Raw genomic sequence first — 24,388 nt, 5'->3', positions numbered from 1 at the left:
CTGGTTAAAAGTTGACACCCCCAGGGGGCATCCGTACAATTGCGCCTCCCTCGAGCGGGCGTAGTCCGTCTGTGGGGATTAGCAGCTTGGAATCTGAGGTCAAAATGCAAAACCAACAAATCCGTATTCGGTTGAAGGCTTTTGACCATCGCCTGATCGATCAATCTACCCAGGAAATCGTGGAAACCGCGAAACGTACTGGTGCTCAGGTGCGTGGTCCGATTCCTCTGCCTACTCGTAAGGAGCGGTACACCGTTCTGATCTCTCCGCACGTCAACAAGGACGCGCGTGATCAGTACGAAATCCGCACTCATAAGCGTGTTCTGGACATCGTCCAGCCGACGGATAAAACCGTTGACGCGCTGATGAAGCTCGACCTTGCGGCAGGCGTGGAAGTGCAGATCAGCCTCGGCTAAAACCTGGCGGTTTTAGTCGTGTAACGCTCTGAAATGGGCGGCCATAGCGGGTGAAAGCCCCGTACACTCATGAGGTTTACAACATGACTATTGGTGTAGTCGGTCGTAAGTGCGGCATGACCCGCATTTTCACCGAAGAAGGTGTCTCCATTCCGGTCACGGTCATCGAGATCGAGCCGAATCGCGTCACCCAGTTCAAAAACGAGGAGTCCGATGGCTACCGCGCAGTGCAGGTCACTGTCGGCGAGCGTCGCGCCTCGCGCGTCAGCAAGGCTCAGGCCGGTCACTTCGCCAAGGCGAACGTCGCGGCAGGTCGAACCGTTCTGGAATTCCGTCTTGAAGAAGGCGACTACCAGGCCGGCGATCTGATCAACGCTGAAATTTTCCAAGCTGGTCAGCTGGTGGATGTCACCGGTCAGTCCAAAGGTAAAGGCTTCGCCGGTACCATCAAGCGTTGGAACTTCCGCGGCCAGGACAATACTCACGGTAACTCCGTTTCTCACCGTGTACCGGGTTCCATCGGTCAGTGCCAGACCCCGGGTCGTGTATTCAAGGGCAAAAAGATGTCCGGTCATATGGGCGCTGAGCGCGTGACCGTACAGTCCCTGGAAGTCGTTCGCGTAGACGCCGAGCGTAACCTGCTGCTGGTCAAGGGTGCCGTTCCGGGCGCTACTGGCGGCGACGTTATCGTTCGTCCGGCTGTCAAGGCGTAAGGGGAGAATCTGAGATGCAATTGAATGTAAATGGCGCTCAGGCGATCGAAGTGTCCGATGCGACCTTCGGTGGCGAGTTCAACGAGACCCTGGTTCACCAAGCAGTCGTAGCCTACATGGCTGGCGGTCGTCAAGGTACCAAAGGCCAGAAGTCCCGTTCCGACGTTTCCGGTGGCGGCAAGCGCCCGTGGCGTCAGAAAGGCACCGGTCGTGCTCGTGCCGGTACCACTCGTGGTCCGATCTGGCGTGGCGGTGGTGTGACCTTCGCAGCGTCCACCCGTAACCATGATCAAAAGCTGAACAAGAAGATGTACCGCGCAGCTCTGCGCTCCATCCTTGCTGAGCTGGTTCGTACCGACCGTCTGGTCGTAGTCGAAGACTTCGCCGTTGACGCGCCGAAGACCAAGACTCTGCTGGCCAAACTCAATGGCCTGGGCCTGACCGACGTGCTGATCGTATCCGACGCTGTCGATGAGAACCTGTACCTGGCTGCCCGCAACCTGCCGCACGTTGATGTACGTGACGTTCAGGGTTCCGATCCGGTCAGCCTGATCGCGTACGAGAAGGTGCTGGTCACCGTTTCGGCCGTGAAGAAATTCGAGGAGCTGCTGGGATGAACCAGGAACGCGTATTCAAAGTGCTGCTTGGCCCGCACATCTCCGAGAAGGCCACGGTTCTGGCTGACAAGCAAGGTCAGTTCGTTTTCAAAGTCGCTACCGATGCGACCAAGCTGGAAATCAAGAAGGCTGTCGAAGGCCTGTTCGGCGTGAAGGTTGAGCGCGTTACTACTCAGAACGTTCTGGGTAAGAGCAAGCGCACCGCTCGCGGTCTGGGCAAGCGTAACGACTGGAAGAAGGCAGTTATCTCCCTTCAGCCGGGCCAAGAACTCGATTTCACCAGCAGTGCTGAGTAAGGAAGGGGTGCATCATGGCAATCGTTAAATGCAAACCGACTTCCGCTGGCCGCCGTTTTGTGGTCAAGGTGGTCAATCAGGAGCTGCACAAAGGCGCTCCATACGCTCCGCTGCTCGAGAAAAAGTCGAAGTCCGGTGGTCGTAACAACAATGGCCGTATTACCACCCGTCATATCGGTGGTGGTCATAAGCAGCATTACCGTCTGGTCGACTTCCGTCGCAACGACAAGGATGGCATTCCTGCCACCGTCGAGCGCGTGGAATACGATCCGAACCGTACTGCTCACATCGCTCTGCTGAAATACGCTGACGGCGAACGTCGCTACATCATCGCTCCGAAGGGCGTTTCTGCTGGCGACCAGCTGATTGCGGGCATCATGGCTCCGATCAAGCCGGGCAACAGCCTGCAGCTGCGCAACATTCCGGTAGGTTCGACCGTTCACGGTATCGAGCTGAAGCCGGGTAAAGGTGCTCAGATCGCTCGTTCCGCTGGTGCTTCCGCTCAGCTGATCGCTCGTGAAGGTGCCTATGTGACTCTGCGTCTGCGCTCCGGCGAAATGCGTAAAGTCCTTTCCGAGTGCCGTGCGACCCTGGGCGAAGTCTCGAACTCCGAGCACAGCCTGCGTTCGCTGGGTAAGGCCGGTGCCAAGCGCTGGCGCGGTGTTCGTCCGACCGTTCGTGGTGTTGCCATGAACCCGGTTGATCACCCGCACGGTGGTGGTGAGGGTCGTACCTCCGGTGGTCGTCATCCGGTGTCGCCATGGGGCTTCCCGACCAAGGGCGCGAAGACCCGTGCTAACAAGCGCACCGACAACATGATCGTCCGTCGTCGCAAGTAAATAGAGGGATACGACAGTGCCACGTTCTCTGAAAAAAGGTCCTTTTATCGATCTTCACCTACTGAAGAAGGTCGAAGCGGCGGTGGAAAAGAACGATCGCAAGCCGGTTAAAACCTGGTCGCGTCGCTCCATGATCCTGCCGCAGATGGTCGGTCTGACCATCGCTGTGCATAACGGTCGCCAGCATGTCCCGGTCCTCGTGAACGAAGACATGGTCGGCCACAAACTGGGCGAATTTGCCGGCACCCGTACCTATCGTGGTCACGTTGCCGACAAGAAAGGCAAGCGTTAAGGGGTTTGGAAATGGAAGTAGCCGCTAAGTTGTCGGGCGCTCGCATCTCCGCCCAGAAAGCTCGCCTGGTCGCCGACCAGATCCGCGGGAAGAAGGTGGGCGAAGCGCTCAACCTGCTGGCTTTCAGCAGCAAGAAAGCCGCCGAGATCATGAAGAAAGTGCTGGAGTCGGCCGTTGCCAACGCCGAGCACAACGAAGGCGCAGACGTTGATGACCTGAAGGTCAGCACCGTTTTCGTCAACGAAGGGCGTTCGCTTAAGCGCATCATGCCGCGTGCCAAAGGCCGTGCTGATCGCATCGTCAAGCGGTCTTGCCATATCACTGTCAAGGTTGCGGACAAGTAACGGAGTCGATCAGATGGGTCAGAAAGTACATCCCGTTGGCATCCGCCTGGGAATCGTCAAGGATCACACTTCGGTTTGGTATGCAGATGGTCGCACTTACGCCGACTACCTGAACGCCGACCTGAAGGTTCGTGCATACCTGCAAGACAAACTAAAAAGCGCGTCCGTTAGCCGTATCGACATCGCTCGCCCGGCTCAAACCGCACGCATCACCATCCACACCGCTCGTCCCGGCATCGTGATCGGCAAGAAAGGTGAAGATGTTGAGAAGCTGCGTCAGGACCTGACCAAGCAAATGGGTGTGCCGGTGCACATCAACATCGAAGAGATCCGCAAGCCGGAGCTCGACGGTATGCTGGTTGCACAGAGCGTAGCTCAGCAGCTGGAGCGCCGCGTAATGTTCCGTCGCGCCATGAAGCGCGCTGTACAGAACGCCATGCGTATTGGTGCCAAGGGCATCAAGATCCAGGTGAGTGGTCGTCTTGGTGGCGCTGAAATCGCCCGTACCGAGTGGTATCGCGAAGGTCGTGTGCCCCTGCACACCCTGCGTGCAGATATCGATTACGCCACCTACGAAGCGCACACCACTTACGGTGTGATCGGCGTCAAGGTTTGGATCTTCAAGGGTGAGGTCATTGGTGGCCGCACTGAAGAGCTGAAGCCGCAAGCGCCCGCTCCTCGTAAAGCTGCTAAGAAATAAGGAGTACGCATCATGTTGCAACCAAAGCGTACGAAGTTCCGCAAGCAGATGACCGGCCACAACCGTGGTCTGGCTCAGCGCGGTAGCAAGGTCAGCTTCGGCGAGTTCGCGCTGAAGTCTGTAGCCCGCGGTCGTCTCACCGCCCGTCAGATCGAGTCCGCTCGTCGTGCTCTGACTCGTCACGTAAAACGTGGCGGCAAGATCTGGATTCGCGTATTCCCGGACAAGCCGGTTACCAAGAAGCCTCTCGAAGTGCGGATGGGTAAAGGTAAGGGTGGCGTCGAATATTGGGTAGCCCAGATCCAGCCAGGCAAAGTCCTGTACGAGATCGAAGGCGTTTCCGAAGAGCTGGCGCGTGAGGCTTTCGCCCTGGCTGCTGCAAAGCTGCCGCTCGCCACCACCTTTGTTAAGCGGACGGTGATGTGATGAAAGCGACCGAACTTCGTGAAAAAACCGCACAGCAACTGAACGAGCAACTGCTCGGTCTGCTGCGCGACCAGTTCAATCTGCGCATGCAGAAAGCAACTGGCCAGTTGGGGCAGTCTCACCTGCTCTCGCAAGTTAAGCGCGACATCGCTCGTGTGAAAACTGTGCTCAACCAGCAGGCAGGTAAGTGATCATGGCTGAAGCCGAAAAAACAGTCCGTACGCTGACCGGCCGTGTTGTCAGCGACAAGATGGACAAGACCATCACCGTTCTGATCGAGCGCCGTGTAAAGCACCCGATCTACGGTAAATACGTCAAGCGTTCGACCAAACTGCACGCTCACGACGAAACCAACCAGTGCAAGATCGGCGACAAGGTTTCCATTCGCGAAACCCGTCCGCAGTCCAAGACCAAGTCCTGGGCTCTGGTTGAAGTCGTCGAACGCGCAGTTGACGTCTAAGGGCTAGGGGTCGGAGAAATTTTATGATTCAGACTCAATCCATGCTCGATGTGGCTGACAACAGTGGTGCACGTCGTGTTATGTGCATCAAGGTGCTGGGCGGCTCTCATCGTCGCTACGCCGGCATCGGCGACATCATCAAGGTCACCGTCAAGGAAGCAATTCCGCGCGGCAAAGTGAAGAAAGGTCAGGTCATGACTGCAGTGGTTGTTCGTACCCGTCACGGCGTTCGTCGTGCCGACGGTTCGATCATCCGCTTCGACGGCAACGCTGCTGTTCTGCTGAACAACAAGCAAGAGCCGATCGGTACCCGTATCTTCGGGCCAGTGACCCGTGAACTGCGTTCCGAGAAGTTCATGAAGATCGTCTCGCTCGCCCCTGAAGTGCTTTAAGGAGATCCGACATGCAAAAGATTCGTCGTGACGACGAGATCATCGTGATCGCCGGCAAAGACAAAGGTAAGCGCGGTAAGGTGCTCAAGGTTCTCGCTGACGACCGTCTGGTCGTCGGTGGCATCAACCTGGTGAAGCGTCATACCAAGCCGAACCCGATGTCGGGCGTTCAAGGCGGTATCGTCGAGAAAGAAGCGCCTCTGCACGCTTCCAACGTTGCCATCTTCAACTCTGAAACCAACAAGGCTGACCGCGTTGGCTTCAAGACCGAAGACGGCAAGAAAATTCGTGTCTTCAAGTCCACCCAGAAGCCGGTTGGCGCTTGAGAATCCGTAGGTAAATACCATGGCACGACTGAAAGAGATTTACCGGAAGGAAATCGCGCCCAAGCTGAAGGAAGAACTGAAGCTGGCGAACGTGATGGAAGTTCCGCGCATCACCAAGATCACCCTGAACATGGGCCTGGGCGAAGCGATCGGTGACAAGAAAATCATCGAAAACGCTGTTGCCGACCTCGAGAAGATTACCGGTCAGAAAGTCGTTGTGACTCATGCCCGCAAGTCGATCGCAGGTTTCAAGGTTCGTGAAGGTTGGCCGATTGGCGTCAAGGTCACTCTGCGTCGCGAGCGTATGTACGAGTTCCTGGATCGTCTGCTGTCCATCTCCCTGCCGCGCGTGCGTGACTTCCGCGGCCTGAATGCCAAGTCCTTCGATGGTCGTGGCAACTACAGCATGGGCGTGAAAGAGCAGATCATCTTCCCGGAAATCGATTACGACAAAATCGATGCGCTGCGTGGTCTGGACATCACCCTGACTACCACTGCCCGTAACGATGATGAAGGCCGCGCTCTGCTGCGTGCTTTCAACTTCCCGTTCCGCAACTGATCGGAGTCTGGATAATGGCCAAGACAAGCATGAAGAACCGCGAGCTGAAGCGTCAGCAAACGGTTGCCAAGTACGCCAAGAAGCGTGCCGAGCTGAAAGCCACCATCGCTAATCCGAACACCAGTCCGGAAGCGCGTTGGGAAGCTCAGGTCGCTCTGCAGAAGCAACCACGGGACGCCAGCGCCTCGCGCCTGCGTAACCGTTGCCGCATCACCGGCCGTCCGCACGGCGTTTACCGCAAGTTCGGTCTGTCGCGTAACAAGCTGCGCGAAGCCGCCATGCGCGGTGACGTACCGGGCCTGGTGAAAGCCAGCTGGTAATAGCAGTAAAAAAGCGAAGCCGGCCTAGTGCCGGCTTTGTCTTTATTTGAACAAGCCCCTTTTGGGGCTTGATTCATTTTTGATCGGTCTCTAGAATGTCCGGCTCTCCTGAGCCTGGTATTTCCATGCCGAGCTTTTGGATGATCCCACAGCCCTCGGGCTGTTCTTTTTGTATCAGGAGCGTCTAGCCCATGAGTATGCAGGACCCGTTAGCGGACATGCTAACTCGTATCCGTAATGCCCAGATGGCTGAAAAGTCCGTCGTAAGCATGCCTTCTTCCACTCTGAAGGTAGCCGTAGCCAAAGTTCTGAAAGACGAAGGTTACATTGCGGGTTATGAAGTCAATGGTGAAGCCAAGCCACAACTGTCCATCGAGCTGAAGTACTTCGAAGGCCGTCCGGTCATCGAGGAAGTCAAGCGCGTGAGCCGTCCTGGCCTTCGTCAATACAAATCCGTCGATGACCTGCCGAAGGTTCGCGGCGGTCTCGGTGTTTCCATCGTCTCCACCAATAAAGGTGTGATGACGGATCGCGCTGCGCGCGCTGCCGGTGTCGGCGGCGAAGTGCTCTGCACCGTGTTCTAAGGGGGGGATAAGCATGTCTCGCGTTGCTAAGAACCCCGTTGTGCTGCCTGCCGGTGTCGAGATCAAACTCGCCGGTCAGCAGCTCTCGGTCAAGGGTGCCAAGGGCGCTCTGGAACTGAACGTTCACTCGTCCGTGGAAGTGATCCAGGAAGGTAGCGAACTGCGTTTCGCCGCTCGTAATGGCGACCAGCAGAACCGCGCTATGGCCGGTACTACTCGTGCTCTGGTGAACAACATGGTCATCGGTGTCAGCCAAGGCTTCGAGCGTAAGCTGCAACTGGTCGGCGTGGGCTACAAAGCTCAAGCCAAAGGCCAGGTGCTGAACCTCGCACTGGGCTTCTCCCACCCGATCGACTACGAATTGCCGGAAGGCGTCGTGGCTGAAACCCCGAACCAGACCGAAATCCTGATCAAGGGTATCGACAAGCAACTGGTGGGTCAGGTGGCTGCGGAAATCCGTGACTTCCGTCGTCCTGAGCCCTACAAGGGCAAAGGCGTTCGTTACGCGGATGAAGTTGTCCGTCGTAAAGAAGCCAAGAAGAAGTAAGGGGCTGAAAAATGACCGACAAAAAAGTTACTCGTCTGCGTCGCGCTCGCAAAGCACGCCTGAAAATGCACGAGCTCGAAGCCGTGCGTCTGTGCGTGTACCGCTCTTCGCAGCACATCTACGCCCAGGTCATCTCGGCCGACGGCAGCAAGGTTCTGGCCAGCGCCTCTACCTTGGACAAAGCACTGCGTGATGGCGCCACCGGCAACGTCGACGCAGCCAAGAAAGTTGGTGCGCTGGTTGCTGAGCGTGCGAAAGCCGCTGGTGTGACCCAGGTGGCATTCGACCGTTCTGGCTTCAAGTACCACGGCCGCGTCAAGGCGCTGGCTGATGCTGCTCGTGAAGGCGGGCTGGAGTTCTAAGTTATGGCAAATAACGACCAAAAGCGCGACGAAGGCTACATCGAGAAGCTGGTTCAGGTTAACCGCGTTGCCAAGACCGTAAAGGGTGGCCGTATCTTCACTTTCACCGCGCTGACCGTGGTAGGTGATGGCAAGGGTCGCGTCGGTTTCGGCCGTGGCAAGTCCCGCGAAGTTCCGGCTGCTATCCAGAAGGCGATGGAAGCTGCTCGTCGCAACATGATCCAAGTTGATCTGAACGGCACCACTCTGCAGTACCCGATCAAGTCCGCTCACGGCGCCTCCAAGGTGTTCATGCAGCCGGCTTCGGAAGGTACCGGTATCATCGCCGGCGGCGCCATGCGTGCTGTGCTGGAAGTGGCTGGTGTGCAGAACGTTCTGGCCAAGTGCTACGGCTCGACCAACCCGGTGAACGTGGTTCACGCCACTTTCAAGGGTCTGAAGACCATGCAGTCTCCGGGTTCTGTTGCAGCCAAGCGTGGCAAGAGCGTCGAGGAGATTCTCTAACCATGGCTAATACCGTCAAAGTGACTCTGATCAAGAGCACCAATGGCCGTCTGGCCAATCACAAAGCTTGCGTCAAGGGCCTGGGCCTGCGTCGCATCGGTCACACCGTAGAGGTTCTGGATACTCCGGAAAACCGCGGCATGATCAACAAGGCTTACTACCTGTTGAAGGTGGAGGGTTAATCATGCAACTGAACGATCTGCGTTCCGCGCCGGGTGCCCGTCGCGAGAAGCACCGTCCGGGCCGTGGCATCGGTAGCGGTCTGGGTAAGACTGGTGGCCGTGGCCACAAGGGTCAAACCTCCCGCTCCGGTGGTTCCATCGCTCCGGGTTTCGAGGGTGGTCAGCAGCCGCTGCACCGCCGTCTGCCGAAGTTCGGCTTCGTCTCCCTGAAGGCTATGGATCGCGCTGAAGTGCGTACCTCCGAGCTGAACAAGGTAGAAGGTGTTGTAACTCTGCAGGCTCTGAAGGATGCCAATCTGGTAGGCCATCACGTACAGCGTGTGAAAGTCATGCTGTCTGGTGAGGTTACCCGTGCGGTCACCCTGAAAGGTATCGCCGCCACCAAGGGTGCGCGTGCGGCTATCATCGCGGCTGGCGGTAAGTTCGAGGACTAAATGGCTAAGCAAGGTGCTCTCTCAGCGCTGGCAGGTGGCGGGTTGTCCGAACTCTGGGCTCGTCTGCGTTTCCTGTTCCTGGCGATCATCGTCTACCGGATAGGTGCGCACATCCCGGTTCCTGGCATCAACCCAGACCGACTGGCGGATCTGTTCCGGCAGAATGAGGGGACCATTCTTAGCTTGTTCAACATGTTTTCCGGCGGCGCGCTGGAGCGGATGAGCATCTTTGCACTGGGGATCATGCCGTACATTTCGGCATCGATCATCATGCAGCTGATGACCGCTGTCAGCCCGCAGCTGGAACAGTTGAAGAAGGAAGGTGAAGCTGGCCGTCGCAAGATCAGCCAGTACACCCGCTACGGCACTCTCGTTCTGGCGTTCGTTCAGGCTATCGGTATGTCCGTTGGTCTGGCTAGTCAGGGCGTTGCGTTCTCGGGCGATTTCGGCTTCCACTTCGTGGCGATCACCACTTTCGTGGCGGGCGCGATGTTCATGATGTGGCTGGGCGAGCAAATCACCGAGCGCGGTGTCGGCAACGGTATCTCGATGCTGATTTTTGCAGGCATCGTGGCCGGTCTGCCGTCGGCAATCGGGCAGTCTTTCGAGTCTGCTCGTCAGGGCGATATCAACATCTTCGCTCTGATCGCCATCGGCCTGTTGGCAGTAGCGATCATCGGTTTCGTGGTGTTCATTGAGCGTGGTCAGCGTCGCATTGCGGTGCACTATGCCAAGCGTCAGCAGGGCCGCAAGGTCTTCGCTGCGCAGACCAGCCACCTGCCGTTGAAGGTGAACATGGCGGGCGTAATCCCGGCCATCTTCGCCAGCAGCCTTCTGCTGTTCCCGGCCTCGCTGGGTGCCTGGTTTGGTCAGTCCGAGGGTTTGGGCTGGCTGCAGGACATTTCGCAGGCTATCGCTCCTGGTCAGCCGTTGAACATTCTGCTGTTTAGTGCAGGGATCATTTTCTTCTGCTTCTTCTACACAGCGCTGATGTTCAACCCGAAAGACGTAGCGGAAAACCTGAAGAAGTCCGGTGCCTTTATTCCGGGCATCCGTCCGGGCGAGCAGTCTGCACGCTATATCGATGGCGTTCTGACCCGCTTGACCATGTTCGGTGCTCTTTACATGACGGCCGTGTGCCTGCTGCCCCAGTTCCTGGTGGTTGCGGCCAACGTTCCGTTCTACCTTGGCGGGACCTCGTTGCTGATCGTGGTCGTGGTTGTCATGGACTTCATGTCCCAAGTGCAATCGCACCTCGTGTCTCACCAGTACGATTCCCTGATGAAGAAAGCCAACCTGAAGGGCTATGGCAGCGGCATGCTCCGCTGATCCACCCGTAAGGTTCGAGGAGTTGGTAATGAAAGTTCGTGCATCGGTGAAAAAGCTGTGCCGTAACTGCAAAATTATCCGTCGCGAAGGTGTCGTGCGGGTGATCTGCAGCGCAGAGCCGCGTCACAAGCAGCGCCAAGGCTGAGTGTGAACCACGCGTGATAAGCCCGGCAGCTAGTGCGCTGCCGGGTTGATTATTTGTTATTACAGCGTTAATATCTCGCGCCCTATTTCTTGGCTTCCGGGGCGTAGGTAGCTGTCAATTGGAGTTCCACTGAATGGCCCGTATTGCAGGCGTTAACATTCCGGATAACAAGCACACTGTTATCTCGCTGACCTACATCTTCGGTGTTGGTCGCACCACTGCACAGAAAATCTGTGCCGCTACCGGTGTAAACCCGGCTGCGAAAATCAAGGATCTGACTGACGAGCAGATCGAACAGCTGCGTGGCGAAGTAGCCAAGGTGAATACCGAAGGCGACCTGCGTCGTGAAGTGAATATGAAGATCAAGCGCTTGATGGATCTGGGTTGCTACCGTGGCCTGCGTCATCGTAAAGGTCTGCCGGTCCGCGGTCAGCGTACCAAGACCAACGCTCGCACCCGTAAGGGCCCGCGTAAGCCGATCCGCAAGTAATCGCATTCGCGAATCGACAGGAATTTAGTCATGGCAAAACCTGCTGCTCGTACTCGTAAAAAAGTCAAAAAGACGGTGGTTGATGGCATCGCCCATATCCACGCGTCTTTCAACAACACTATCGTGACCATTACCGACCGTCAGGGTAACGCCCTGTCCTGGGCTACCTCCGGTGGTTCGGGTTTCCGCGGCTCGCGTAAGTCCACTCCGTTCGCTGCCCAGATCGCCGCCGAGCGCGCTGGTCAGGCTGCACTGGAATACGGTCTGAAGAACCTCGACGTCAACGTCAAAGGTCCAGGCCCAGGTCGCGAATCCGCCGTGCGTGCTCTGAACGCCTGCGGCTACAAAATCGCCAGCATCACCGACGTGACGCCAATCCCGCACAACGGGTGCCGTCCGCCGAAGAAGCGTCGCGTGTAATCAGGAGACAGTGAGAAATGGCTCGTTACATTGGTCCCAAGTGCAAACTGTCTCGTCGTGAAGGCACCGATCTCTTTCTGAAGAGTGGTGTTCGCGCGCTTGAATCTAAGTGCAACATCGAAGCAGCCCCGGGTATCCACGGCCAGCGCCGTGGCCGTCAGTCCGACTACGGCACCCAGCTGCGTGAGAAGCAAAAAGTTCGTCGTATCTACGGCGTACTGGAGCGTCAATTCAGCGGTTACTACAAGCAAGCTGCCAGCCAGAAAGGCGCCACCGGCGAAAATCTGCTGCAACTGCTGGAGTGCCGTCTGGACAACGTGGTTTACCGTATGGGTTTTGGCGCTACTCGTGCCGAGTCCCGTCAGCTGGTTTCGCACAAAGCGATCAGCGTCAACGGTCAGACCGTAAACGTACCGTCCTACCAAGTTAAGGCTGGCGACGTCGTTGCTGTTCGCGAGAAATCGCGCAATCAGCTGCGCATCGCTCAGGCTCTCGAGCTCTGCGCCCAGCGTGGCCGTGTTGAGTGGGTAGAAGTAGACGCCGAGAAGAAGTCTGGTGTGTTCAAGAACGTACCGGCTCGTGGCGATCTGTCCGCTGACATCAACGAGAGCCTGATTGTCGAGCTCTACTCCAAGTAAGGGCTAGAAAATAGGTGCATCCATGCAGATTTCGGTAAATGAGTTCCTGACCCCCCGTCACATCGATGTGCAGGAGGTCAGTCCGACCCGCGCCAAGATCACCCTCGAGCCTCTCGAGCGTGGCTTTGGCCATACCCTGGGCAACGCGCTGCGTCGCATCCTGTTGTCCTCCATGCCTGGCTGTGCAGTAGTCGAGGCCGAGATCGATGGCGTACTCCATGAGTACTCCGCGATCGAAGGTGTGCAGGAAGATGTCATCGAGATCCTGCTCAACCTGAAAGGTCTGGCTATCAAGCTGCACGGCCGTGACGAAGTGACCCTGACTCTGGCTAAGAAGGGCCCGGGCGTAGTTACCGCTGCCGATATTCAGCTGGATCACGATGTCGAAATCGTCAATGGCGACCACGTAATCGCCAACCTGGCTTCCAATGGCGCGCTGAACATGAAGCTCACCGTGGCTCGTGGTCGCGGCTATGAGCCGGCTGACGCGCGTCAGAGCGACGAAGATGAAAGCCGCAGCATTGGTCGCTTGCAGCTGGATGCTTCGTTCAGCCCTGTGCGTCGGGTTGCTTACGTGGTGGAAAACGCCCGTGTCGAGCAGCGCACCAACCTGGACAAACTGGTTATCGACCTGGAAACCAACGGTACCCTAGACCCTGAAGAGGCTATCCGTCGTGCCGCGACCATCCTGCAGCAGCAGCTGGCCGCGTTCGTCGACCTCAAAGGTGACAGTGAGCCAGTGGTGGTCGAGCAGGAAGACGAGATCGATCCGATCCTGCTGCGTCCTGTCGATGACCTGGAACTGACCGTACGTTCGGCCAACTGCCTCAAGGCAGAGAACATCTACTACATCGGTGATCTGATTCAGCGCACCGAAGTAGAGCTGCTCAAAACCCCGAACCTGGGCAAGAAATCCCTGACCGAAATCAAGGATGTTCTGGCTTCTCGTGGTCTGTCCCTCGGTATGCGCCTCGACAACTGGCCGCCGGCAAGTCTGAAGAAAGACGATAAGGCCACTGCCTGATCGTCATCATCACCGAACGAACAAGTTTGGTAAGGAATTGAACCATGCGTCATCGTAAAAGTGGCCGTCACCTCAGCCGCACCAGCGCTCACCGCAAGGCCATGTTCCAGAACATGGCGGTCTCGCTGTTCGAGCACGAGCTGATCAAAACTACCCTGCCGAAAGCCAAGGAACTGCGTCGCGTTGCCGAGCCGCTGATCACCCTGGCCAAGGAAGACAGCGTTGCCAACCGTCGTCTGGCCTTCGACCGTACCCGTTCGAAAGCCATCGTCGGCAAGCTGTTCAACGATCTGGGCAAGCGCTACGCCACCCGTAACGGCGGCTACCTGCGCATTCTCAAGTGCGGTTTCCGCGCTGGCGACAACGCTCCGATGGCTTACGTTGAACTGGTCGACCGTCCGGTCGGCGGTTCGGTAGAAGCTGCCGAGTAAGTTGCTGGTTGTACAAGAGACCGGGCCTAGTGCCCGGTTTTTTGTTGCCTGAATTTATTGCGTTGGAGCGCGTACTGGGTGCTGTTGGCGTTTTCTGGGGCCGTGCGCAGGGTGTTTGGCTCATGAAAGAAAATAACTATTGCGCCGTTATGCTTCATGAATTGGTTCGGCTGGCGAAGCGGGTCTAGGCTTGTCCCATTGTCGGTCGCACTCGCTGGGACCGACCCGATGAGGAGAAGGAGAGAACCATGTCGAACCAAGGTAAATGTCCGTTCAACCACGTCGCTGGTGGTGGCACGACCAACAAAGATTGGTGGCCGAATCAGCTGCGTGTTGATTTGCTCAATCAGCATTCCGACCGATCCAATCCGCTGGGTGAAACATTCAACTACGCCGAAGCCTTCAAGAAGCTCGATTACAAGGCGCTCAAGGCCGACCTGGTCAGACTGATGACCGACAGCCAGGACTGGTGGCCTGCCGACTTCGGCCACTACGGTCCGCAATTCATCCGCATGGCCTGGCACTCTGCTGGCACCTATCGCACCACCGATGGCCGTGGTGGTGGCGGCCGTGGTCAGCAGCGTTTCGCGCCGCTCAACTCCTGGCCGGACAACGTCAACATCGACAAGTCGCGTCGCCTGCTGTGGCCGATCAAGCAGAAGTATGGCCAGTCCATTTCCTGGGCCGATCTATACATTCTCGCCGGCAACGTCGCGCTGGAATCCATGGGTTTTCGCACCTTCGGCTTCGGTGCCGGTCGCGAAGACGTATGGGAACCGGATCAGGACGTCAACTGGGGCGCCGAAGTCGCCTGGCTGGGTGTCGATCCCAAGCGCGTCAATGATGAACGCGAGCTGACCGCACCCTTTGGCGCCACCCACATGGGGCTGATCTACGTGAACCCGGAAGGTCCCAATGCCAGCGGCGACTATATGTTAGCGGCCAAGGACATTCGCGCCACCTTCTATCGCATGGCGATGGACGACGAAGAAATCGTCGCCTTGATCGCTGGCGGCCACACCTTCGGCAAGGCACACGGCGCGGCGCCGGAGTCGCACAAAGGGCCGGAGCCCGAGGCTGGACCTATCGAAGCTCAGGGGCTGGGTTGGACCAGCAACTTCGGCAGTGGCTTTGGCAAGGACACGGTTTCCAGTGGCCTGGAAGTGACCTGGACGAAGACTCCGGCGCTGTGGAGCAACAATTTCTTCGAGAACCTGTTCAAGTTCGAATGGGAACTGACCAAGTCCCCCGCCGGTGCCAAGCAGTGGGTGGCCAAGGACGCGCCGGAGATCATCCCGGATGCGCACGTGCCGGGTAAATTCCACAAGCCGACCATGCTCACCACCGACCTGACTCTGCGTTTCGATCCGGAGTTCGGCAAGATTTCCAAGCGCTTCTATGAAGATCCGCAGGCCTTCGCCGATGCCTTCGCGCGCGCCTGGTACAAGCTGACCCACCGCGACATGGGGCCGAAAGCCCGCTACCTGGGGCCGGAAGTGCCGAAAGAGGACCTGATCTGGCAAGACCCGCTGCCCGCTGCCATCCACAACCCGAGCGCTGCCGATATTGCCGATCTGAAAGCGAAGATTGCGGCATCCGGGCTGTCGGTGGGTGATCTGGTGTCCGTGGCCTGGGCTTCGGCCTCGACCTTCCGCGGTGGCGACAAGCGCGGTGGTGCCAACGGTGCGCGCCTGGCTCTGGCGCCGCAGAAGGATTGGGCCGCCAACCAGCGGGCGATCAAGGCGCTGCCGAAACTGGTGGAAATCCAGCAGGCATCCGGCAAGGCCTCACTGGCCGATGTGATCGTGCTGGCCGGTAATGTCGGTGTCGAACTGGCCGCCAAGGCTGCCGGTGTGAGCGTAGACGTACCCTTCGCGCCGGGCCGGGTCGATGCGCGTCAGGATCAGACTGATGTCGACTCCTTCGATGTGCTGGAGTCTGCTGCCGACGGTTTCCGCAACTACAGCAAAGGCAACCTGGGCGTGCCCACCGAGGCGATGCTGATCGACAAGGCGCAGTTGCTGACACTGACCGCGCCGGAGATGACTGCGCTGGTCGGCGGTCTGCGTGTGCTGGGCGCCAACTACGATGGCAGTCAGCATGGCGTGTTCACCGACAAGGTCGGTGTGCTGTCCAACGATTTCTTCGTCAACCTGCTGGATATGGGCACCGTATGGAAGGCAGCCGATGACAGCAACGAAGTCTTCGAAGGGCGTACACGCAAGGATGGCCAGGTGAAATACACCGCCACCCGCAACGACCTGGTGTTCGGCTCCAACTCGGTGCTGCGCGCCTACGCCGAGGTCTATGCCAGTGCTGACGGCAAGGAGAAGCTGGTCAAGGACTTCGTCGCCGCTTGGGTCAAGGTGATGAACCTGGATCGTTTCGATCTGGCTTGAGTCTGACCCGCGCACCGATGGTGCGTCGTTAAACCGCAACGCCTCCCTCGTGGAGGCGTTGTGCTTTTGCTTGACCGAACCGGGCGTCAGGCGGAGCATTGCCCCCTGCTCACGAATGCAACAAGGATTGCCGGCATGAAAGGCCATACCGAAGTCATCGACTATCTCAAGCACCTGCTCAAGGGCGAGCTGGCTGCGCGCGACCAGTACTTCATTCATTCGCGGCTGTATGAGGACTGGGGCTTCAGCAAGCTCTACGAGCGCATCAATCACGAGATGGAAGAGGAAACCCAGCACGCCGATGCGTTGCTCAAGCGCATCATCTTCCTCGAGGGTGTGCCGGACATGGTGCCCAACGCTTTCACGTTCGGGCAGACCGTACCCGAGGCACTGAAGCTGGATCTGGCCCTGGAGTACGAAGTGCGCGCGGCCCTGAGCAAGGGCATCGAGCTGTGCGAGAAGCACCAGGATTACCAAACCCGCGACATCCTTCTGGTCCAGCTCAAGGACACCGAGGAAGACCACGCCTACTGGCTGGAGATTCAGTTGCAGCTGATTGACAAGCTGGGGCTGGAGAAGTACCTACAAAGTCAGATGTAAGCTGGCCTGCCAAAAAAGAGCCCCGCATCTGCGGGGCTCTTTCGTTTCAGGCGCGGTCGCGTTCCAGCAACGGTTTGAGGAAGTGTCCGGTGTGTGATGCCGGGTTGTCGGCCACGTCCTCCGGTGTGCCGGTGGCGATGATCATGCCGCCGTTGGAGCCGCCCTCGGGGCCGAGATCCACCAGCCAGTCGGCGGTCTTGATCACGTCCAGGTTGTGCTCGATCACTACCACGGTATTGCCGTGGTCGCGCAGGCGGTGCAGCACATCGAGCAGTTGCTGGATATCGGCGAAGTGCAGGCCGGTGGTCGGTTCGTCGAGGATATACAGGGTCTTGCCGGTATCGCGCTTGCTCAGTTCGCGACTCAGCTTGACCCGCTGCGCCTCGCCGCCAGACAGGGTGGTCGCGCTCTGGCCCAGCTTGATGTAGGACAGACCGACGTCCATCAGTGTCTGCAGCTTGCGGGCGATGGCCGGTACGGCGTCGAAGAAGGCGCGAGCTTCCTCGATGGTCATGTCCAGCACTTCAGTGATGCTCTTGCCCTTGTACTTCACTTCCAGAGTTTCGCGGTTGTAGCGCTTGCCCTTGCACACGTCGCACGGCACGTAGATGTCCGGCAGAAAGTGCATTTCCACCTTGATCACGCCGTCGCCCTGGCACGCCTCGCAGCGCCCGCCTTTGACGTTGAAGCTGAAGCGGCCCGGGCCATAACCGCGCGAGCGCGATTCCGGCACACCGGCGAAGAGTTCGCGGATCGGTGTGAACAGACCTGTGTAGGTAGCCGGGTTGGAGCGCGGCGTGCGGCCGATCGGGCTCTGGTCTATGTCGACCACCTTGTCCAGGTGCTGCAGGCCGTCGAAGGAGTCGTGCGGCGCCGCTTCCAGGGTGGTCGCACCGTTCAGTGCCGTAGCAGTGAGCGGGAACAGGGTGTTGTTGATCAGCGTCGACTTGCCCGAGCCGGACACGCCGGTGACGCAGGTGAGCAGACCTACCGGAATCTCCAGATCGACATTGCGCAGGTTGTTGCCCCGTGCGCCCTTGAGCTTGAGCAGTTTCTTCTTGTCACGCGGGGTGCGCTGCGCCGGATAGCGGATCTTCTCACGGCCGGACAGGTATTTGCCGGTCAGCGAGTCGGGGTGATTCATCACCTCGTCCGGCGTGCCTTCGGCGACGATGCGGCCGCCATGCACGCCGGCGCCCGGGCCGATATCGACCACGTAATCGGCCATGCGGATGGCGTCTTCGTCGTGCTCGACCACGATCACCGTATTGCCCAGGTTGCGCAGGTGGTTGAGGGTGCCCAGCAGGCGCTCGTTGTCGCGCTGGTGCAGGCCGATGGAGGGCTCATCGAGGATGTACATCACGCCCACCAGGCCGGCGCCGATCTGGCTGGCCAGGCGGATGCGCTGCGCTTCGCCGCCGGACAGGGTGTCGGCGCTGCGATCCAGGGTCAGGTAGTCGAGGCCGACGTTGACCAGGAACTGCAAGCGTTCGCGGATTTCCTTGAGGATCTTCTCGGCGATCTCGCCGCGGCGGCCGGTCAGGTGCAGGTTGGCCACGTAATCGCAGGCGTCGCCGACCGGCAAGCCGGTCACCGCCGGTAGGGTCTTTTCGCCGACCCAGACATGCCGCGCTTCGCGGCGCAGGCGCGTGCCCCGGCAATCGGGGCAGGGCTGGGTGCTGAGGAACTTGGCCAACTCCTCGCGCACGCTGGCCGACTCGGTCTCACGGTAGCGGCGCTCGAGGTTGGGAATGATGCCCTCGAAGGGGTGCGAGCGTTTGACGATGTCGCCACGGTCGTTGAGGTACTTGAAGTCGACGCTCTGCGTACCGCTGCCGAACAGGATGACTTTCTGGTGTTCGGCGGCCAGGTCGTCGAAGGGCTCTTCGAGGCTGAAGCCATAGTGCGCGGCCAGCGAACCGAGCATCTGGAAGTAGTAGACGTTGCGTCTGTCCCAGCCGCGTATGGCGCCTTCGGCCAGGGTCAGTTCGCCATTGACCAGGCGTTTGACGTCGAAGAACTGCTTCACGCCCAGGCCGTCGCAGGTCGGGCAGGCGCCGGCCGGGTTGTTGAAGGAGAACAGCTTGGGTTCCAGCTCGCTGATCGAGTGGCCGCAGTGCGGGCAGGCGAAGCGCGCGGAGAAGATGATCTCTTCGCCCGGCTCATCATCCATGGGAGCGATCAGGGCGATGCCGTCGGCCAGGCCGAGGGCGGTCTCGAAAGACTCGGCCAGACGCTGCTGCAGATCTTCACGGACCTTGAAACGGTCAACCACCACGTCGATGGAGTGCTTCTTCTGCTTGTCCAGCTTGGGCAGCTCGTCCAGCTCGAACAGCTTGCCATTGACCCGTGCACGGACGAAACCCTGGGCGCGCAGCTCCTCGAACACCGACAGATGTTCGCCCTTGCGCTCGCGGACCACCGGTGCCAGTAGCATCAGCTTGCGGCCTTCCGGTAGGGCCAGCACCTGGTCGACCATCTGGCTGACGGTTTGCGCCTCGAGCGGCACGTCATGGTCCGGGCAGCGCGGAATGCCGGCGCGGGCATACAGCAGGCGCAGGTAGTCGTAGATTTCGGTGATGGTGCCGACGGTCGAGCGTGGGTTGTGCGAGGTAGATTTCTGCTCGATGGAAATCGCTGGTGACAGGCCTTCGATGGTGTCGACATCGGGCTTTTCCATCATCGACAGGAACTGCCGGGCGTAAGCCGACAGCGACTCGACGTAACGGCGCTGGCCTTCCGCGTAAAGGGTATCGAAGGCCAGAGAGGACTTGCCGGAGCCGGACAGGCCGGTGATCACGATCAGCTTGTCGCGCGGCAGAGTCAGGTCGATGTTCTTCAGATTGTGGGTGCGAGCCCCACGGATCAGGATTTTGTCCACTTAGGGAACCTCTGAATGCTGTCTGCGTTGCCACTGCCGCTTCAAATTCAGGCGGCTTGCAACGGGCCTCGCTGGGCGGGCGGAAAACGGTCGAGTATAGGGCCAGGCGCTACCCTGCGGCAAAGTGTGCGCCTGTGCCGAAACGACGGCGGCTGCTAGAATCGCCGGCTGATTTCCTCAGGGTTCATTCGATGCACGATCCGCACAGCGAGCGCATGAGTAGTAGCGAGACCCGCGCGGCCGGCGGCCTGGCTATGGTGTTCGCGTTTCGTATGCTGGGTATGTTCATGGTGCTGCCGGTGTTGGCCACCTACGGCATGGATCTGGCGGGCAGTACCCCCGCGCTGATCGGCCTGGCCATCGGTGCCTATGGTTTGACCCAGGCTGTGCTGCAAATTCCCTTCGGCATGCTCAGTGACCGTATCGGCCGACGCCCGGTGATCTACGCTGGCTTGCTGATTTTTGCTGCAGGCAGCGTGCTGGCGGCCAACGCCGATTCGATCTGGGGCGTGATCGCCGGGCGTGTGCTGCAGGGGGCTGGAGCGATCTCGGCGGCGGTGATGGCGTTGTTGTCGGATCTGACTCGCGAGCAGCACCGCACCAAGGCCATGGCCATGATTGGCATGAGCATCGGTCTGTCGTTCGCCGTGGCCATGGTGGTCGGCCCGCTGCTGACTCGCGCCTTCGGCCTGTCCGGGCTGTTCTGGGCGACGGCGGCGATGGCGTTGCTCGGCATCCTGATCGTCGCCGGCATCGTGCCGAAAGACGCCGGCCCACTGCAGCATCGCGAATCCGGCGTGGCGGCACAGGCGCTGTGGCCGACCCTCAAGCACGCCGACCTGCTGCGTCTGGACTTCGCCATCCTGGCCCTGCATGCGGTGCTCATGGCCAGTTTCGTCGCCTTGCCGCTGGCGCTGGTGGAGCAGGGCGGCTTGGTCAAGGAAGAGCACTGGTGGGTTTACCTCACCGCGCTGCTGATCGGCTTCTTCGGCATGGTGCCGTTCATCATCTATGGCGAGAAAAAACGCCAGATGAAGCGCGTGCTGCTCGGTGCCGTCAGCGTGTTGCTGGCTTGCGAGCTCTACTTCGCTTTCTTCGGCAGCAGCCTGCGGGCGCTGGTACTGGGTATCGTGGTGTTCTTCACCGCCTTCAACCTGCTCGAAGCCTCGCTGCCGTCGCTGGTCAGCAAGGTGGCGCCGGCAGGTGGCAAGGGCACTGCGATGGGCGTCTATTCCACCAGCCAGTTCCTCGGCGCAGCCCTGGGCGGCATTCTCGGTGGCTGGCTTTACCAGCACGTAGGCCTGGGCGGTGTGTTCATCGGCTGCGCCGTGCTCTGTGCAATTTGGCTGGCTATTGCTGTTACTATGCGCGAACCGCCGTACGTGACCAGTTTGCGCCTGCCGCTCGATGCCGCGGCACTGGCCGATGTCGGACTGGTCGAACGCCTCAAGGCAACGCCGGGAGTGGCGGACGCCGTGGTGGTGGTCGACGAAGCGGCCATCTATATCAAAGTCGATACCCAACAAGTGGATCGCACGACGCTGGAAAGCCTGATCATATCGGCACCAGCGGCGTGCCGAGTCTAGGAGAACGTTATGGCCCGTGGGGTTAACAAAGTCATTCTGGTCGGCACCTGCGGCCAGGACCCGGAAACACGCTACCTGCCCAGCGGCAACGCGGTCACCAACCTGAGCCTGGCCACCAGCGAGCAGTGGACCGACAAGCAGACCGGGCAGAAGGTCGAGAAGACCGAGTGGCACCGTGTCGCCCTGTTCGGCAAGGTCGCCGAGATCGCCGGCGAGTACCTGCGCAAGGGTTCGCAGGTGTACATCGAAGGCAAGCTGCAGACCCGCGAGTGGGAAAAGGACGGCATCAAGCGCTACACCACCGAGATCATCGTCGATATGCAGGGCACCATGCAGCTGCTGGGCGGTCGTCCGAGCGGTGATGAAGGCGGCGCTCCGCGTCAATCGCGTCCGGCTCCGCAGCGCGAGCCGCAACAGGCCCCGCGTCAGGAGCGTCCTGCTCCGCAGCAGGCCCAGCCAGCGCCTGACTACGACAGCTTCGATGACGACATCCCGTTCTGATCTGAGCGGGCTCTAGCCTATGCGAATGCGCCTGATGCTGCTGGGCGGTGGTAGTGCCCTGGGGCAAGCGCTGATCCGTCTTGGCGCCGAGGAAGATATCGGCTTCCTCGCGCCACGCCCGCCGGAAAATGGCTGGGATGCGGCGAGCCTCACCGAGTTGCTCGACGAGACCCGCCCGGATGCATTGATCAACCTGGCTTACTACTTCGACTGGTTCCAGGCCGAGTCGGTGGCCGATTCGCGCCTGCAGACGCAGGAACGCGCGGTGGAGCGTCTGGCTGAGCTGTGCCAGCACCATTCCATCGTCTTGCTGCAGCCGTCCAGCTATCGAGTCTTCGATGGTTCGCGTGTCACCGCATACAGCGAAAAGGAAGAGCCGGTGCCCCTCGGGCTGCGTGGCCAGGCGCTGTGGCGTCTGGAGCAGAGCGTGCGGGCCATCTGTCCGCGTCATGTGCTGCTGCGCTTTGGCTGGTTGCTCGATGACAGCCGTGAAGGGTTGCTGGGGCGCTTTCTGCTGCGCGCCGAGCGCGACGATGCGCTCTACCTCGCCGATGACCGGCGTGGCAACCCCACCCCGGTGGACGATGCTGCGCGGGTGATTCTGGCTGTGCTCAAGCAGCTCGATTGCGAGTCGCCCTTGTGGGGCACCTATCATTACGGCGGCCATGAAGCGAGTACGTCGCTGAGCCTGGGCCAGGCAGTGCTGAGCGAGGCGCGTCACTATCGCAGCAATCTGGTCGAGGATGTTGCGCCGCAGGCGCACGCCGCCCGTCCGGATGCAGCCGATGAGCCGCAGCATGCCGTGCTGGCCTGCAAGAAGATTCTTCACACCTTCGGCATCAAGCCGCGCGCCTGGCGCTCCGGCCTGCCGAGCTTACTGGATCGTTACTATCGCCATGGCTGAGTTTCTCGTTACGGGTGGTGCAGGCTTTATCGGTTCAAACCTGGTTGACGCCTTGCTGGCCGCTGGTCACGGGGTGCGCGTGCTGGACAATCTGTCCATGGGCAAGCGCAGCAATCTGCCGCTGGACAACCCGCGTTTGCGCTTCATCGAGGGCGATGTCGCCGATGCCGAGGTGGTCGCGCAGGCGGTGGCAGGTTGTGCAGGGGTAGCGCATCTGGCTGCGGTGGCGTCGGTGCAGGCCTCGGTGGATGATCCGGTGTCCACGCACCAGAGCAATTTCATCGGTACCCTGAATGTCTGCGAGGCTATGCGTCAGCATGGCGTGCGACGCGTGGTCTATGCCTCCAGTGCGGCCATCTATGGCAATAACGGCGAGGGCGTGGCAATCGATGAAGCCACCGCCAAGGCGCCGCTGACGCCTTACGCGTCCGACAAGCTGGCCGGCGAACACTACCTGGATTTCTACCGCCGTCAGCATGGCCTGGAACCGGCGGTGTTTCGTTTCTTCAATATCTTCGGGCCGCGCCAGGATCCATCCTCGCCGTACTCCGGGGTGATCAGTATCTTCACCCAACGTGCGCAGCAGGGGCTGCCGATCAGCGTCTTCGGTGATGGTGAGCAGACCCGTGATTTCTTCTATGTCGGTGATCTGGTCGCGCTGTTGATGCAGGGCTTGCTCAGCGAGCAGGTGGTGAGTGATCCGCTCAATGTGGGTTGGAGCCAGGCGGTAAGTCTCAACCAATTGCTGGCTGAGATCGGCGTGCTGTGCGGCGGCCTGCCGCCGGTGACGCACTTGCCGGCCCGTGCTGGCGATATTCGCCATTCGCGTGCTGACAATGCGCGCTTGCAGGCTCATTACCACATGCCAGAGCAGACGCCGCTGCGTGAAGGCTTGCGCCAGCTGCTCGGTGTGTGAATCGAGCTCATGAAAAAGCCGGCATACGCCGGCTTTTTCGTTTCTGCGAGGGTTATCAGAACTTGTAACCCAGGCCGACCATGTAGATGAAGGGGTCTACGTCCACGTCAACCTTGGCCCGCACACCGAGGGCGGTGTTGTCGACATAGGCGGTGGTGTCGATGTCGATGTAGCGCACCTGGGCGTTGAGCATCAGGCTATCGGTCAGCATGTAGTCGGCGCCAACCTGCCAGGCCAGGCCCCAGGAGTTCTTCGCACGGAAATTGTCGAAGCCGTTGGCGCTGGCGGCGCTACCGACGTGCTCGTCGAAAATCCAGGTGTAGTTGATGCCGGCGCCGACATAGGGCTGGAAGGCTGACTTGGCGTCCAGCGGGTAATACACCAGGCTCAGGGTCGGCGGCAGGTGCTTGAGGCTGCCCAGCTTGCCATTGGCTGCATCGAGGACGGTGCCCTTGATCTTCACGTCGTGCTCGAACGGCGTTGCCGCCAGCAATTCGATGCCCAGATTGTCGGTGAGCATGTAGGCGAAGTTCAGGCCCAGCTGGGTGTCACTGCTCATGGTTGCTTTGCCGCCCAGGTCGGTGCCGGCGAGGCCGCCGCGATCAACCTTGACGCTGGAGGAATCGGCCTCCGGGTTGACGGTGATGGCGCCGGCGCGGATGAGGATGTCGCCGGCCTGGTGGGCCTGGGCAACAGGGGCAGCGATGGCGAGGGCCAGCAGCGAGGCAGTGAACAGTGACTTGTACATAGCGAGCTCCAGTTCGAGTCGGTTGTGTGTCTTGGCTGAAATCAATGCTAAGCCAAGCAACAA

36 protein-coding genes are annotated in these 24,388 nt (G+C 59.7%); 34 read left to right on the top strand and 2 right to left on the bottom strand.

The features are described 5' to 3' along the window. Positions 1-104 precede the first annotated feature (104 nt). The 30 genes from rpsJ (at position 105) to bfr (ending at position 16,789) form a co-directional block, all read left to right on the top strand. On the top strand, positions 105-416 hold the full coding sequence (gene rpsJ, locus BLT86_RS15640) for a 30S ribosomal protein S10 (RefSeq protein WP_003243886.1): 312 nt from the start codon (positions 105-107) through the stop codon (positions 414-416). An 83-nt stretch (positions 417-499) separates the two neighbouring features. Beyond that, a complete protein-coding gene (gene rplC / locus BLT86_RS15635; RefSeq protein WP_013717347.1) occupies positions 500-1,129 on the top strand; it encodes a 50S ribosomal protein L3 in 630 nt (209 codons plus the stop codon). 14 nt (positions 1,130-1,143) lie between these two features. Continuing rightward, a complete protein-coding gene (gene rplD / locus BLT86_RS15630; RefSeq protein WP_092377955.1) occupies positions 1,144-1,746 on the top strand; it encodes a 50S ribosomal protein L4 in 603 nt (200 codons plus the stop codon). Continuing rightward, positions 1,743-2,042 carry a 50S ribosomal protein L23 gene (gene rplW, locus BLT86_RS15625; protein ID WP_003463306.1) on the top strand — a complete coding sequence of 100 codons (300 nt, stop codon included), beginning with the start codon at positions 1,743-1,745 and terminating at the stop codon, positions 2,040-2,042. The genes rplD and rplW overlap by 4 nt, the downstream gene beginning before the upstream one ends. A 14-nt stretch (positions 2,043-2,056) precedes the next feature. After that, positions 2,057-2,881 (top strand): 50S ribosomal protein L2, encoded by an 825-nt coding sequence (gene rplB / locus BLT86_RS15620; protein ID WP_017675619.1) that lies wholly within the window; start codon positions 2,057-2,059, stop codon positions 2,879-2,881. A gap of 16 nt (positions 2,882-2,897) precedes the next feature. Further along, the gene (gene rpsS, locus BLT86_RS15615; RefSeq protein WP_003243896.1) at positions 2,898-3,173 is read left to right on the top strand and encodes a 30S ribosomal protein S19; all 276 of its coding nucleotides are present in this window, start codon (positions 2,898-2,900) and stop codon (positions 3,171-3,173) included. Between the two features lie 11 nt (positions 3,174-3,184). Continuing rightward, on the top strand, positions 3,185-3,517 hold the full coding sequence (gene rplV, locus BLT86_RS15610; RefSeq protein ID WP_003103908.1) for a 50S ribosomal protein L22: 333 nt from the start codon (positions 3,185-3,187) through the stop codon (positions 3,515-3,517). A 13-nt stretch (positions 3,518-3,530) separates the two neighbouring features. Further along, positions 3,531-4,217 (top strand): 30S ribosomal protein S3, encoded by a 687-nt coding sequence (gene rpsC / locus BLT86_RS15605; RefSeq protein ID WP_017675617.1) that lies wholly within the window; start codon positions 3,531-3,533, stop codon positions 4,215-4,217. A gap of 12 nt (positions 4,218-4,229) precedes the next feature. Next, positions 4,230-4,643: a 50S ribosomal protein L16 gene (rplP, locus tag BLT86_RS15600; RefSeq protein ID WP_003243901.1), complete on the top strand. Its 414-nt coding sequence runs from the start codon at positions 4,230-4,232 to the stop codon at positions 4,641-4,643. Beyond that, on the top strand, positions 4,643-4,834 hold the full coding sequence (gene rpmC / locus BLT86_RS15595) for a 50S ribosomal protein L29 (RefSeq protein ID WP_003463299.1): 192 nt from the start codon (positions 4,643-4,645) through the stop codon (positions 4,832-4,834). Before rplP ends, rpmC begins: the two co-directional genes overlap by 1 nt. 2 nt (positions 4,835-4,836) lie before the next feature. Beyond that, a complete protein-coding gene (rpsQ, locus tag BLT86_RS15590; protein WP_026088453.1) occupies positions 4,837-5,103 on the top strand; it encodes a 30S ribosomal protein S17 in 267 nt (88 codons plus the stop codon). 23 nt (positions 5,104-5,126) lie between these two features. After that, positions 5,127-5,495: a 50S ribosomal protein L14 gene (rplN, locus tag BLT86_RS15585; protein WP_003243907.1), complete on the top strand. Its 369-nt coding sequence runs from the start codon at positions 5,127-5,129 to the stop codon at positions 5,493-5,495. Between the two features lie 11 nt (positions 5,496-5,506). Next, positions 5,507-5,821 (top strand): 50S ribosomal protein L24, encoded by a 315-nt coding sequence (gene rplX / locus BLT86_RS15580; RefSeq protein ID WP_017675615.1) that lies wholly within the window; start codon positions 5,507-5,509, stop codon positions 5,819-5,821. A 19-nt stretch (positions 5,822-5,840) separates the two neighbouring features. After that, complete coding sequence (gene rplE, locus BLT86_RS15575) at positions 5,841-6,380, top strand: 50S ribosomal protein L5 (RefSeq protein ID WP_017675614.1); 540 nt, start codon at positions 5,841-5,843, stop codon at positions 6,378-6,380. A gap of 14 nt (positions 6,381-6,394) precedes the next feature. Then, positions 6,395-6,700 (top strand): 30S ribosomal protein S14, encoded by a 306-nt coding sequence (gene rpsN, locus BLT86_RS15570; RefSeq protein WP_003463288.1) that lies wholly within the window; start codon positions 6,395-6,397, stop codon positions 6,698-6,700. Positions 6,701-6,891: 191 nt separating this feature from the next. Then, on the top strand, positions 6,892-7,284 hold the full coding sequence (gene rpsH / locus BLT86_RS15565; protein WP_003243915.1) for a 30S ribosomal protein S8: 393 nt from the start codon (positions 6,892-6,894) through the stop codon (positions 7,282-7,284). A 13-nt stretch (positions 7,285-7,297) separates the two neighbouring features. Further along, entirely contained in the window at positions 7,298-7,831 is a 534-nt protein-coding gene (gene rplF, locus BLT86_RS15560) for a 50S ribosomal protein L6 (RefSeq protein WP_017675613.1), read from the top strand. Between the two features lie 11 nt (positions 7,832-7,842). Then, a complete protein-coding gene (gene rplR / locus BLT86_RS15555) occupies positions 7,843-8,193 on the top strand; it encodes a 50S ribosomal protein L18 (RefSeq protein WP_017675612.1) in 351 nt (116 codons plus the stop codon). A gap of 3 nt (positions 8,194-8,196) precedes the next feature. Further along, positions 8,197-8,697, top strand: a complete 501-nt coding sequence (gene rpsE, locus BLT86_RS15550) for a 30S ribosomal protein S5 (RefSeq protein ID WP_017675611.1) — start codon at positions 8,197-8,199, stop codon at positions 8,695-8,697. Between the two features lie 2 nt (positions 8,698-8,699). After that, positions 8,700-8,879 carry a 50S ribosomal protein L30 gene (rpmD, locus tag BLT86_RS15545; RefSeq protein ID WP_003243922.1) on the top strand — a complete coding sequence of 60 codons (180 nt, stop codon included), beginning with the start codon at positions 8,700-8,702 and terminating at the stop codon, positions 8,877-8,879. A 2-nt stretch (positions 8,880-8,881) separates the two neighbouring features. Continuing rightward, the gene (gene rplO, locus BLT86_RS15540; protein ID WP_003463279.1) at positions 8,882-9,313 is read left to right on the top strand and encodes a 50S ribosomal protein L15; all 432 of its coding nucleotides are present in this window, start codon (positions 8,882-8,884) and stop codon (positions 9,311-9,313) included. Further along, positions 9,314-10,642: a preprotein translocase subunit SecY gene (secY, locus tag BLT86_RS15535; protein WP_017675609.1), complete on the top strand. Its 1,329-nt coding sequence runs from the start codon at positions 9,314-9,316 to the stop codon at positions 10,640-10,642. Between the two features lie 28 nt (positions 10,643-10,670). Then, entirely contained in the window at positions 10,671-10,787 is a 117-nt protein-coding gene (gene rpmJ, locus BLT86_RS15530; RefSeq protein ID WP_002555468.1) for a 50S ribosomal protein L36, read from the top strand. 133 nt (positions 10,788-10,920) lie between these two features. Beyond that, positions 10,921-11,277 carry a 30S ribosomal protein S13 gene (gene rpsM, locus BLT86_RS15525; RefSeq protein ID WP_003463275.1) on the top strand — a complete coding sequence of 119 codons (357 nt, stop codon included), beginning with the start codon at positions 10,921-10,923 and terminating at the stop codon, positions 11,275-11,277. A 30-nt stretch (positions 11,278-11,307) separates the two neighbouring features. Further along, on the top strand, positions 11,308-11,697 hold the full coding sequence (rpsK, locus tag BLT86_RS15520) for a 30S ribosomal protein S11 (protein WP_003243933.1): 390 nt from the start codon (positions 11,308-11,310) through the stop codon (positions 11,695-11,697). Positions 11,698-11,714: 17 nt separating this feature from the next. Further along, positions 11,715-12,335, top strand: a complete 621-nt coding sequence (gene rpsD, locus BLT86_RS15515; protein WP_017675608.1) for a 30S ribosomal protein S4 — start codon at positions 11,715-11,717, stop codon at positions 12,333-12,335. Between the two features lie 22 nt (positions 12,336-12,357). Further along, a complete protein-coding gene (locus BLT86_RS15510; protein WP_003463273.1) occupies positions 12,358-13,359 on the top strand; it encodes a DNA-directed RNA polymerase subunit alpha in 1,002 nt (333 codons plus the stop codon). Between the two features lie 44 nt (positions 13,360-13,403). Continuing rightward, positions 13,404-13,790, top strand: coding sequence for a 50S ribosomal protein L17 (rplQ, locus tag BLT86_RS15505; protein WP_003243945.1), 387 nt, complete (start codon positions 13,404-13,406; stop codon positions 13,788-13,790). 248 nt (positions 13,791-14,038) lie between these two features. Then, on the top strand, positions 14,039-16,189 hold the full coding sequence (gene katG, locus BLT86_RS15500) for a catalase/peroxidase HPI (protein ID WP_055987450.1): 2,151 nt from the start codon (positions 14,039-14,041) through the stop codon (positions 16,187-16,189). Positions 16,190-16,324: 135 nt separating this feature from the next. Then, a complete protein-coding gene (gene bfr / locus BLT86_RS15495) occupies positions 16,325-16,789 on the top strand; it encodes a bacterioferritin (RefSeq protein ID WP_017675606.1) in 465 nt (154 codons plus the stop codon). 46 nt (positions 16,790-16,835) lie between these two features. Here bfr and uvrA read toward each other — a convergent pair whose 3' ends face one another. Continuing rightward, entirely contained in the window at positions 16,836-19,670 is a 2,835-nt protein-coding gene (gene uvrA / locus BLT86_RS15490) for an excinuclease ABC subunit UvrA (protein ID WP_055987449.1), read from the bottom strand. Between the two features lie 191 nt (positions 19,671-19,861). On the opposite strand from uvrA, the gene BLT86_RS15485 reads away from it, so the two are divergent. Genes BLT86_RS15485 through BLT86_RS15470 form a run of 4 tightly spaced genes read left to right on the top strand, consistent with a single transcriptional unit; the run spans position 19,862 to position 23,577 of the window. Further along, a complete protein-coding gene (locus BLT86_RS15485; RefSeq protein ID WP_017675604.1) occupies positions 19,862-21,256 on the top strand; it encodes an MFS transporter in 1,395 nt (464 codons plus the stop codon). 9 nt (positions 21,257-21,265) lie between these two features. Next, complete coding sequence (locus BLT86_RS15480; RefSeq protein WP_003463262.1) at positions 21,266-21,757, top strand: single-stranded DNA-binding protein; 492 nt, start codon at positions 21,266-21,268, stop codon at positions 21,755-21,757. Between the two features lie 19 nt (positions 21,758-21,776). Next, the gene (locus tag BLT86_RS15475) at positions 21,777-22,661 is read left to right on the top strand and encodes a sugar nucleotide-binding protein (RefSeq protein WP_026088452.1); all 885 of its coding nucleotides are present in this window, start codon (positions 21,777-21,779) and stop codon (positions 22,659-22,661) included. Next, complete coding sequence (locus BLT86_RS15470) at positions 22,654-23,577, top strand: NAD-dependent epimerase/dehydratase family protein (RefSeq protein WP_059392673.1); 924 nt, start codon at positions 22,654-22,656, stop codon at positions 23,575-23,577. Before BLT86_RS15475 ends, BLT86_RS15470 begins: the two co-directional genes overlap by 8 nt. Positions 23,578-23,632: 55 nt before the next feature. On the opposite strand, the gene BLT86_RS15465 is transcribed toward BLT86_RS15470, so the two are convergent. Further along, a complete protein-coding gene (locus BLT86_RS15465; protein WP_017675601.1) occupies positions 23,633-24,325 on the bottom strand; it encodes an OmpW/AlkL family protein in 693 nt (230 codons plus the stop codon). Positions 24,326-24,388: the final 63 nt, after the last annotated feature.

The organism is Pseudomonas sihuiensis (genome assembly GCF_900106015.1).
GTDB lineage: Bacteria > Pseudomonadota > Gammaproteobacteria > Pseudomonadales > Pseudomonadaceae > Aquipseudomonas > Aquipseudomonas sihuiensis.
The sequence above is the reverse complement of the archived record's forward strand: the minus strand, read 5'-3'. Positions and strand labels throughout refer to the sequence as shown.

Excerpts from the sequence above, each read along its gene's own strand:
- rpsJ (WP_003243886.1), top strand. The coding sequence starts at position 105 with ATGCAAAACCAACAAATCCGTATTCGGTTGAAGGCTTTTGACCATCGC.
- rplC (WP_013717347.1), top strand. The coding sequence starts at position 500 with ATGACTATTGGTGTAGTCGGTCGTAAGTGCGGCATGACCCGCATTTTC.
- rplD (WP_092377955.1), top strand. The coding sequence starts at position 1,144 with ATGCAATTGAATGTAAATGGCGCTCAGGCGATCGAAGTGTCCGATGCG.
- rplW (WP_003463306.1), top strand. The coding sequence starts at position 1,743 with ATGAACCAGGAACGCGTATTCAAAGTGCTGCTTGGCCCGCACATCTCC.
- rplB (WP_017675619.1), top strand. The coding sequence starts at position 2,057 with ATGGCAATCGTTAAATGCAAACCGACTTCCGCTGGCCGCCGTTTTGTG.
- rplV (WP_003103908.1), top strand. The coding sequence starts at position 3,185 with ATGGAAGTAGCCGCTAAGTTGTCGGGCGCTCGCATCTCCGCCCAGAAA.
- rpsC (WP_017675617.1), top strand. The coding sequence starts at position 3,531 with ATGGGTCAGAAAGTACATCCCGTTGGCATCCGCCTGGGAATCGTCAAG.
- rplP (WP_003243901.1), top strand. The coding sequence starts at position 4,230 with ATGTTGCAACCAAAGCGTACGAAGTTCCGCAAGCAGATGACCGGCCAC.
- rpmC (WP_003463299.1), top strand. The coding sequence starts at position 4,643 with ATGAAAGCGACCGAACTTCGTGAAAAAACCGCACAGCAACTGAACGAG.
- rpsQ (WP_026088453.1), top strand. The coding sequence starts at position 4,837 with ATGGCTGAAGCCGAAAAAACAGTCCGTACGCTGACCGGCCGTGTTGTC.
- rplN (WP_003243907.1), top strand. The coding sequence starts at position 5,127 with ATGATTCAGACTCAATCCATGCTCGATGTGGCTGACAACAGTGGTGCA.
- rplX (WP_017675615.1), top strand. The coding sequence starts at position 5,507 with ATGCAAAAGATTCGTCGTGACGACGAGATCATCGTGATCGCCGGCAAA.
- rplE (WP_017675614.1), top strand. The coding sequence starts at position 5,841 with ATGGCACGACTGAAAGAGATTTACCGGAAGGAAATCGCGCCCAAGCTG.
- rpsN (WP_003463288.1), top strand. The coding sequence starts at position 6,395 with ATGGCCAAGACAAGCATGAAGAACCGCGAGCTGAAGCGTCAGCAAACG.
- rpsH (WP_003243915.1), top strand. The coding sequence starts at position 6,892 with ATGAGTATGCAGGACCCGTTAGCGGACATGCTAACTCGTATCCGTAAT.
- rplF (WP_017675613.1), top strand. The coding sequence starts at position 7,298 with ATGTCTCGCGTTGCTAAGAACCCCGTTGTGCTGCCTGCCGGTGTCGAG.
- rplR (WP_017675612.1), top strand. The coding sequence starts at position 7,843 with ATGACCGACAAAAAAGTTACTCGTCTGCGTCGCGCTCGCAAAGCACGC.
- rpsE (WP_017675611.1), top strand. The coding sequence starts at position 8,197 with ATGGCAAATAACGACCAAAAGCGCGACGAAGGCTACATCGAGAAGCTG.
- rpmD (WP_003243922.1), top strand. The coding sequence starts at position 8,700 with ATGGCTAATACCGTCAAAGTGACTCTGATCAAGAGCACCAATGGCCGT.
- rplO (WP_003463279.1), top strand. The coding sequence starts at position 8,882 with ATGCAACTGAACGATCTGCGTTCCGCGCCGGGTGCCCGTCGCGAGAAG.
- secY (WP_017675609.1), top strand. The coding sequence starts at position 9,314 with ATGGCTAAGCAAGGTGCTCTCTCAGCGCTGGCAGGTGGCGGGTTGTCC.
- rpmJ (WP_002555468.1), top strand. The coding sequence starts at position 10,671 with ATGAAAGTTCGTGCATCGGTGAAAAAGCTGTGCCGTAACTGCAAAATT.
- rpsM (WP_003463275.1), top strand. The coding sequence starts at position 10,921 with ATGGCCCGTATTGCAGGCGTTAACATTCCGGATAACAAGCACACTGTT.
- rpsK (WP_003243933.1), top strand. The coding sequence starts at position 11,308 with ATGGCAAAACCTGCTGCTCGTACTCGTAAAAAAGTCAAAAAGACGGTG.
- rpsD (WP_017675608.1), top strand. The coding sequence starts at position 11,715 with ATGGCTCGTTACATTGGTCCCAAGTGCAAACTGTCTCGTCGTGAAGGC.
- BLT86_RS15510 (WP_003463273.1), top strand. The coding sequence starts at position 12,358 with ATGCAGATTTCGGTAAATGAGTTCCTGACCCCCCGTCACATCGATGTG.
- rplQ (WP_003243945.1), top strand. The coding sequence starts at position 13,404 with ATGCGTCATCGTAAAAGTGGCCGTCACCTCAGCCGCACCAGCGCTCAC.
- katG (WP_055987450.1), top strand. The coding sequence starts at position 14,039 with ATGTCGAACCAAGGTAAATGTCCGTTCAACCACGTCGCTGGTGGTGGC.
- bfr (WP_017675606.1), top strand. The coding sequence starts at position 16,325 with ATGAAAGGCCATACCGAAGTCATCGACTATCTCAAGCACCTGCTCAAG.
- BLT86_RS15485 (WP_017675604.1), top strand. The coding sequence starts at position 19,862 with ATGCACGATCCGCACAGCGAGCGCATGAGTAGTAGCGAGACCCGCGCG.
- BLT86_RS15480 (WP_003463262.1), top strand. The coding sequence starts at position 21,266 with ATGGCCCGTGGGGTTAACAAAGTCATTCTGGTCGGCACCTGCGGCCAG.
- BLT86_RS15475 (WP_026088452.1), top strand. The coding sequence starts at position 21,777 with ATGCGAATGCGCCTGATGCTGCTGGGCGGTGGTAGTGCCCTGGGGCAA.
- BLT86_RS15470 (WP_059392673.1), top strand. The coding sequence starts at position 22,654 with ATGGCTGAGTTTCTCGTTACGGGTGGTGCAGGCTTTATCGGTTCAAAC.
- BLT86_RS15465 (WP_017675601.1), bottom strand. The coding sequence starts at position 24,325 with ATGTACAAGTCACTGTTCACTGCCTCGCTGCTGGCCCTCGCCATCGCT.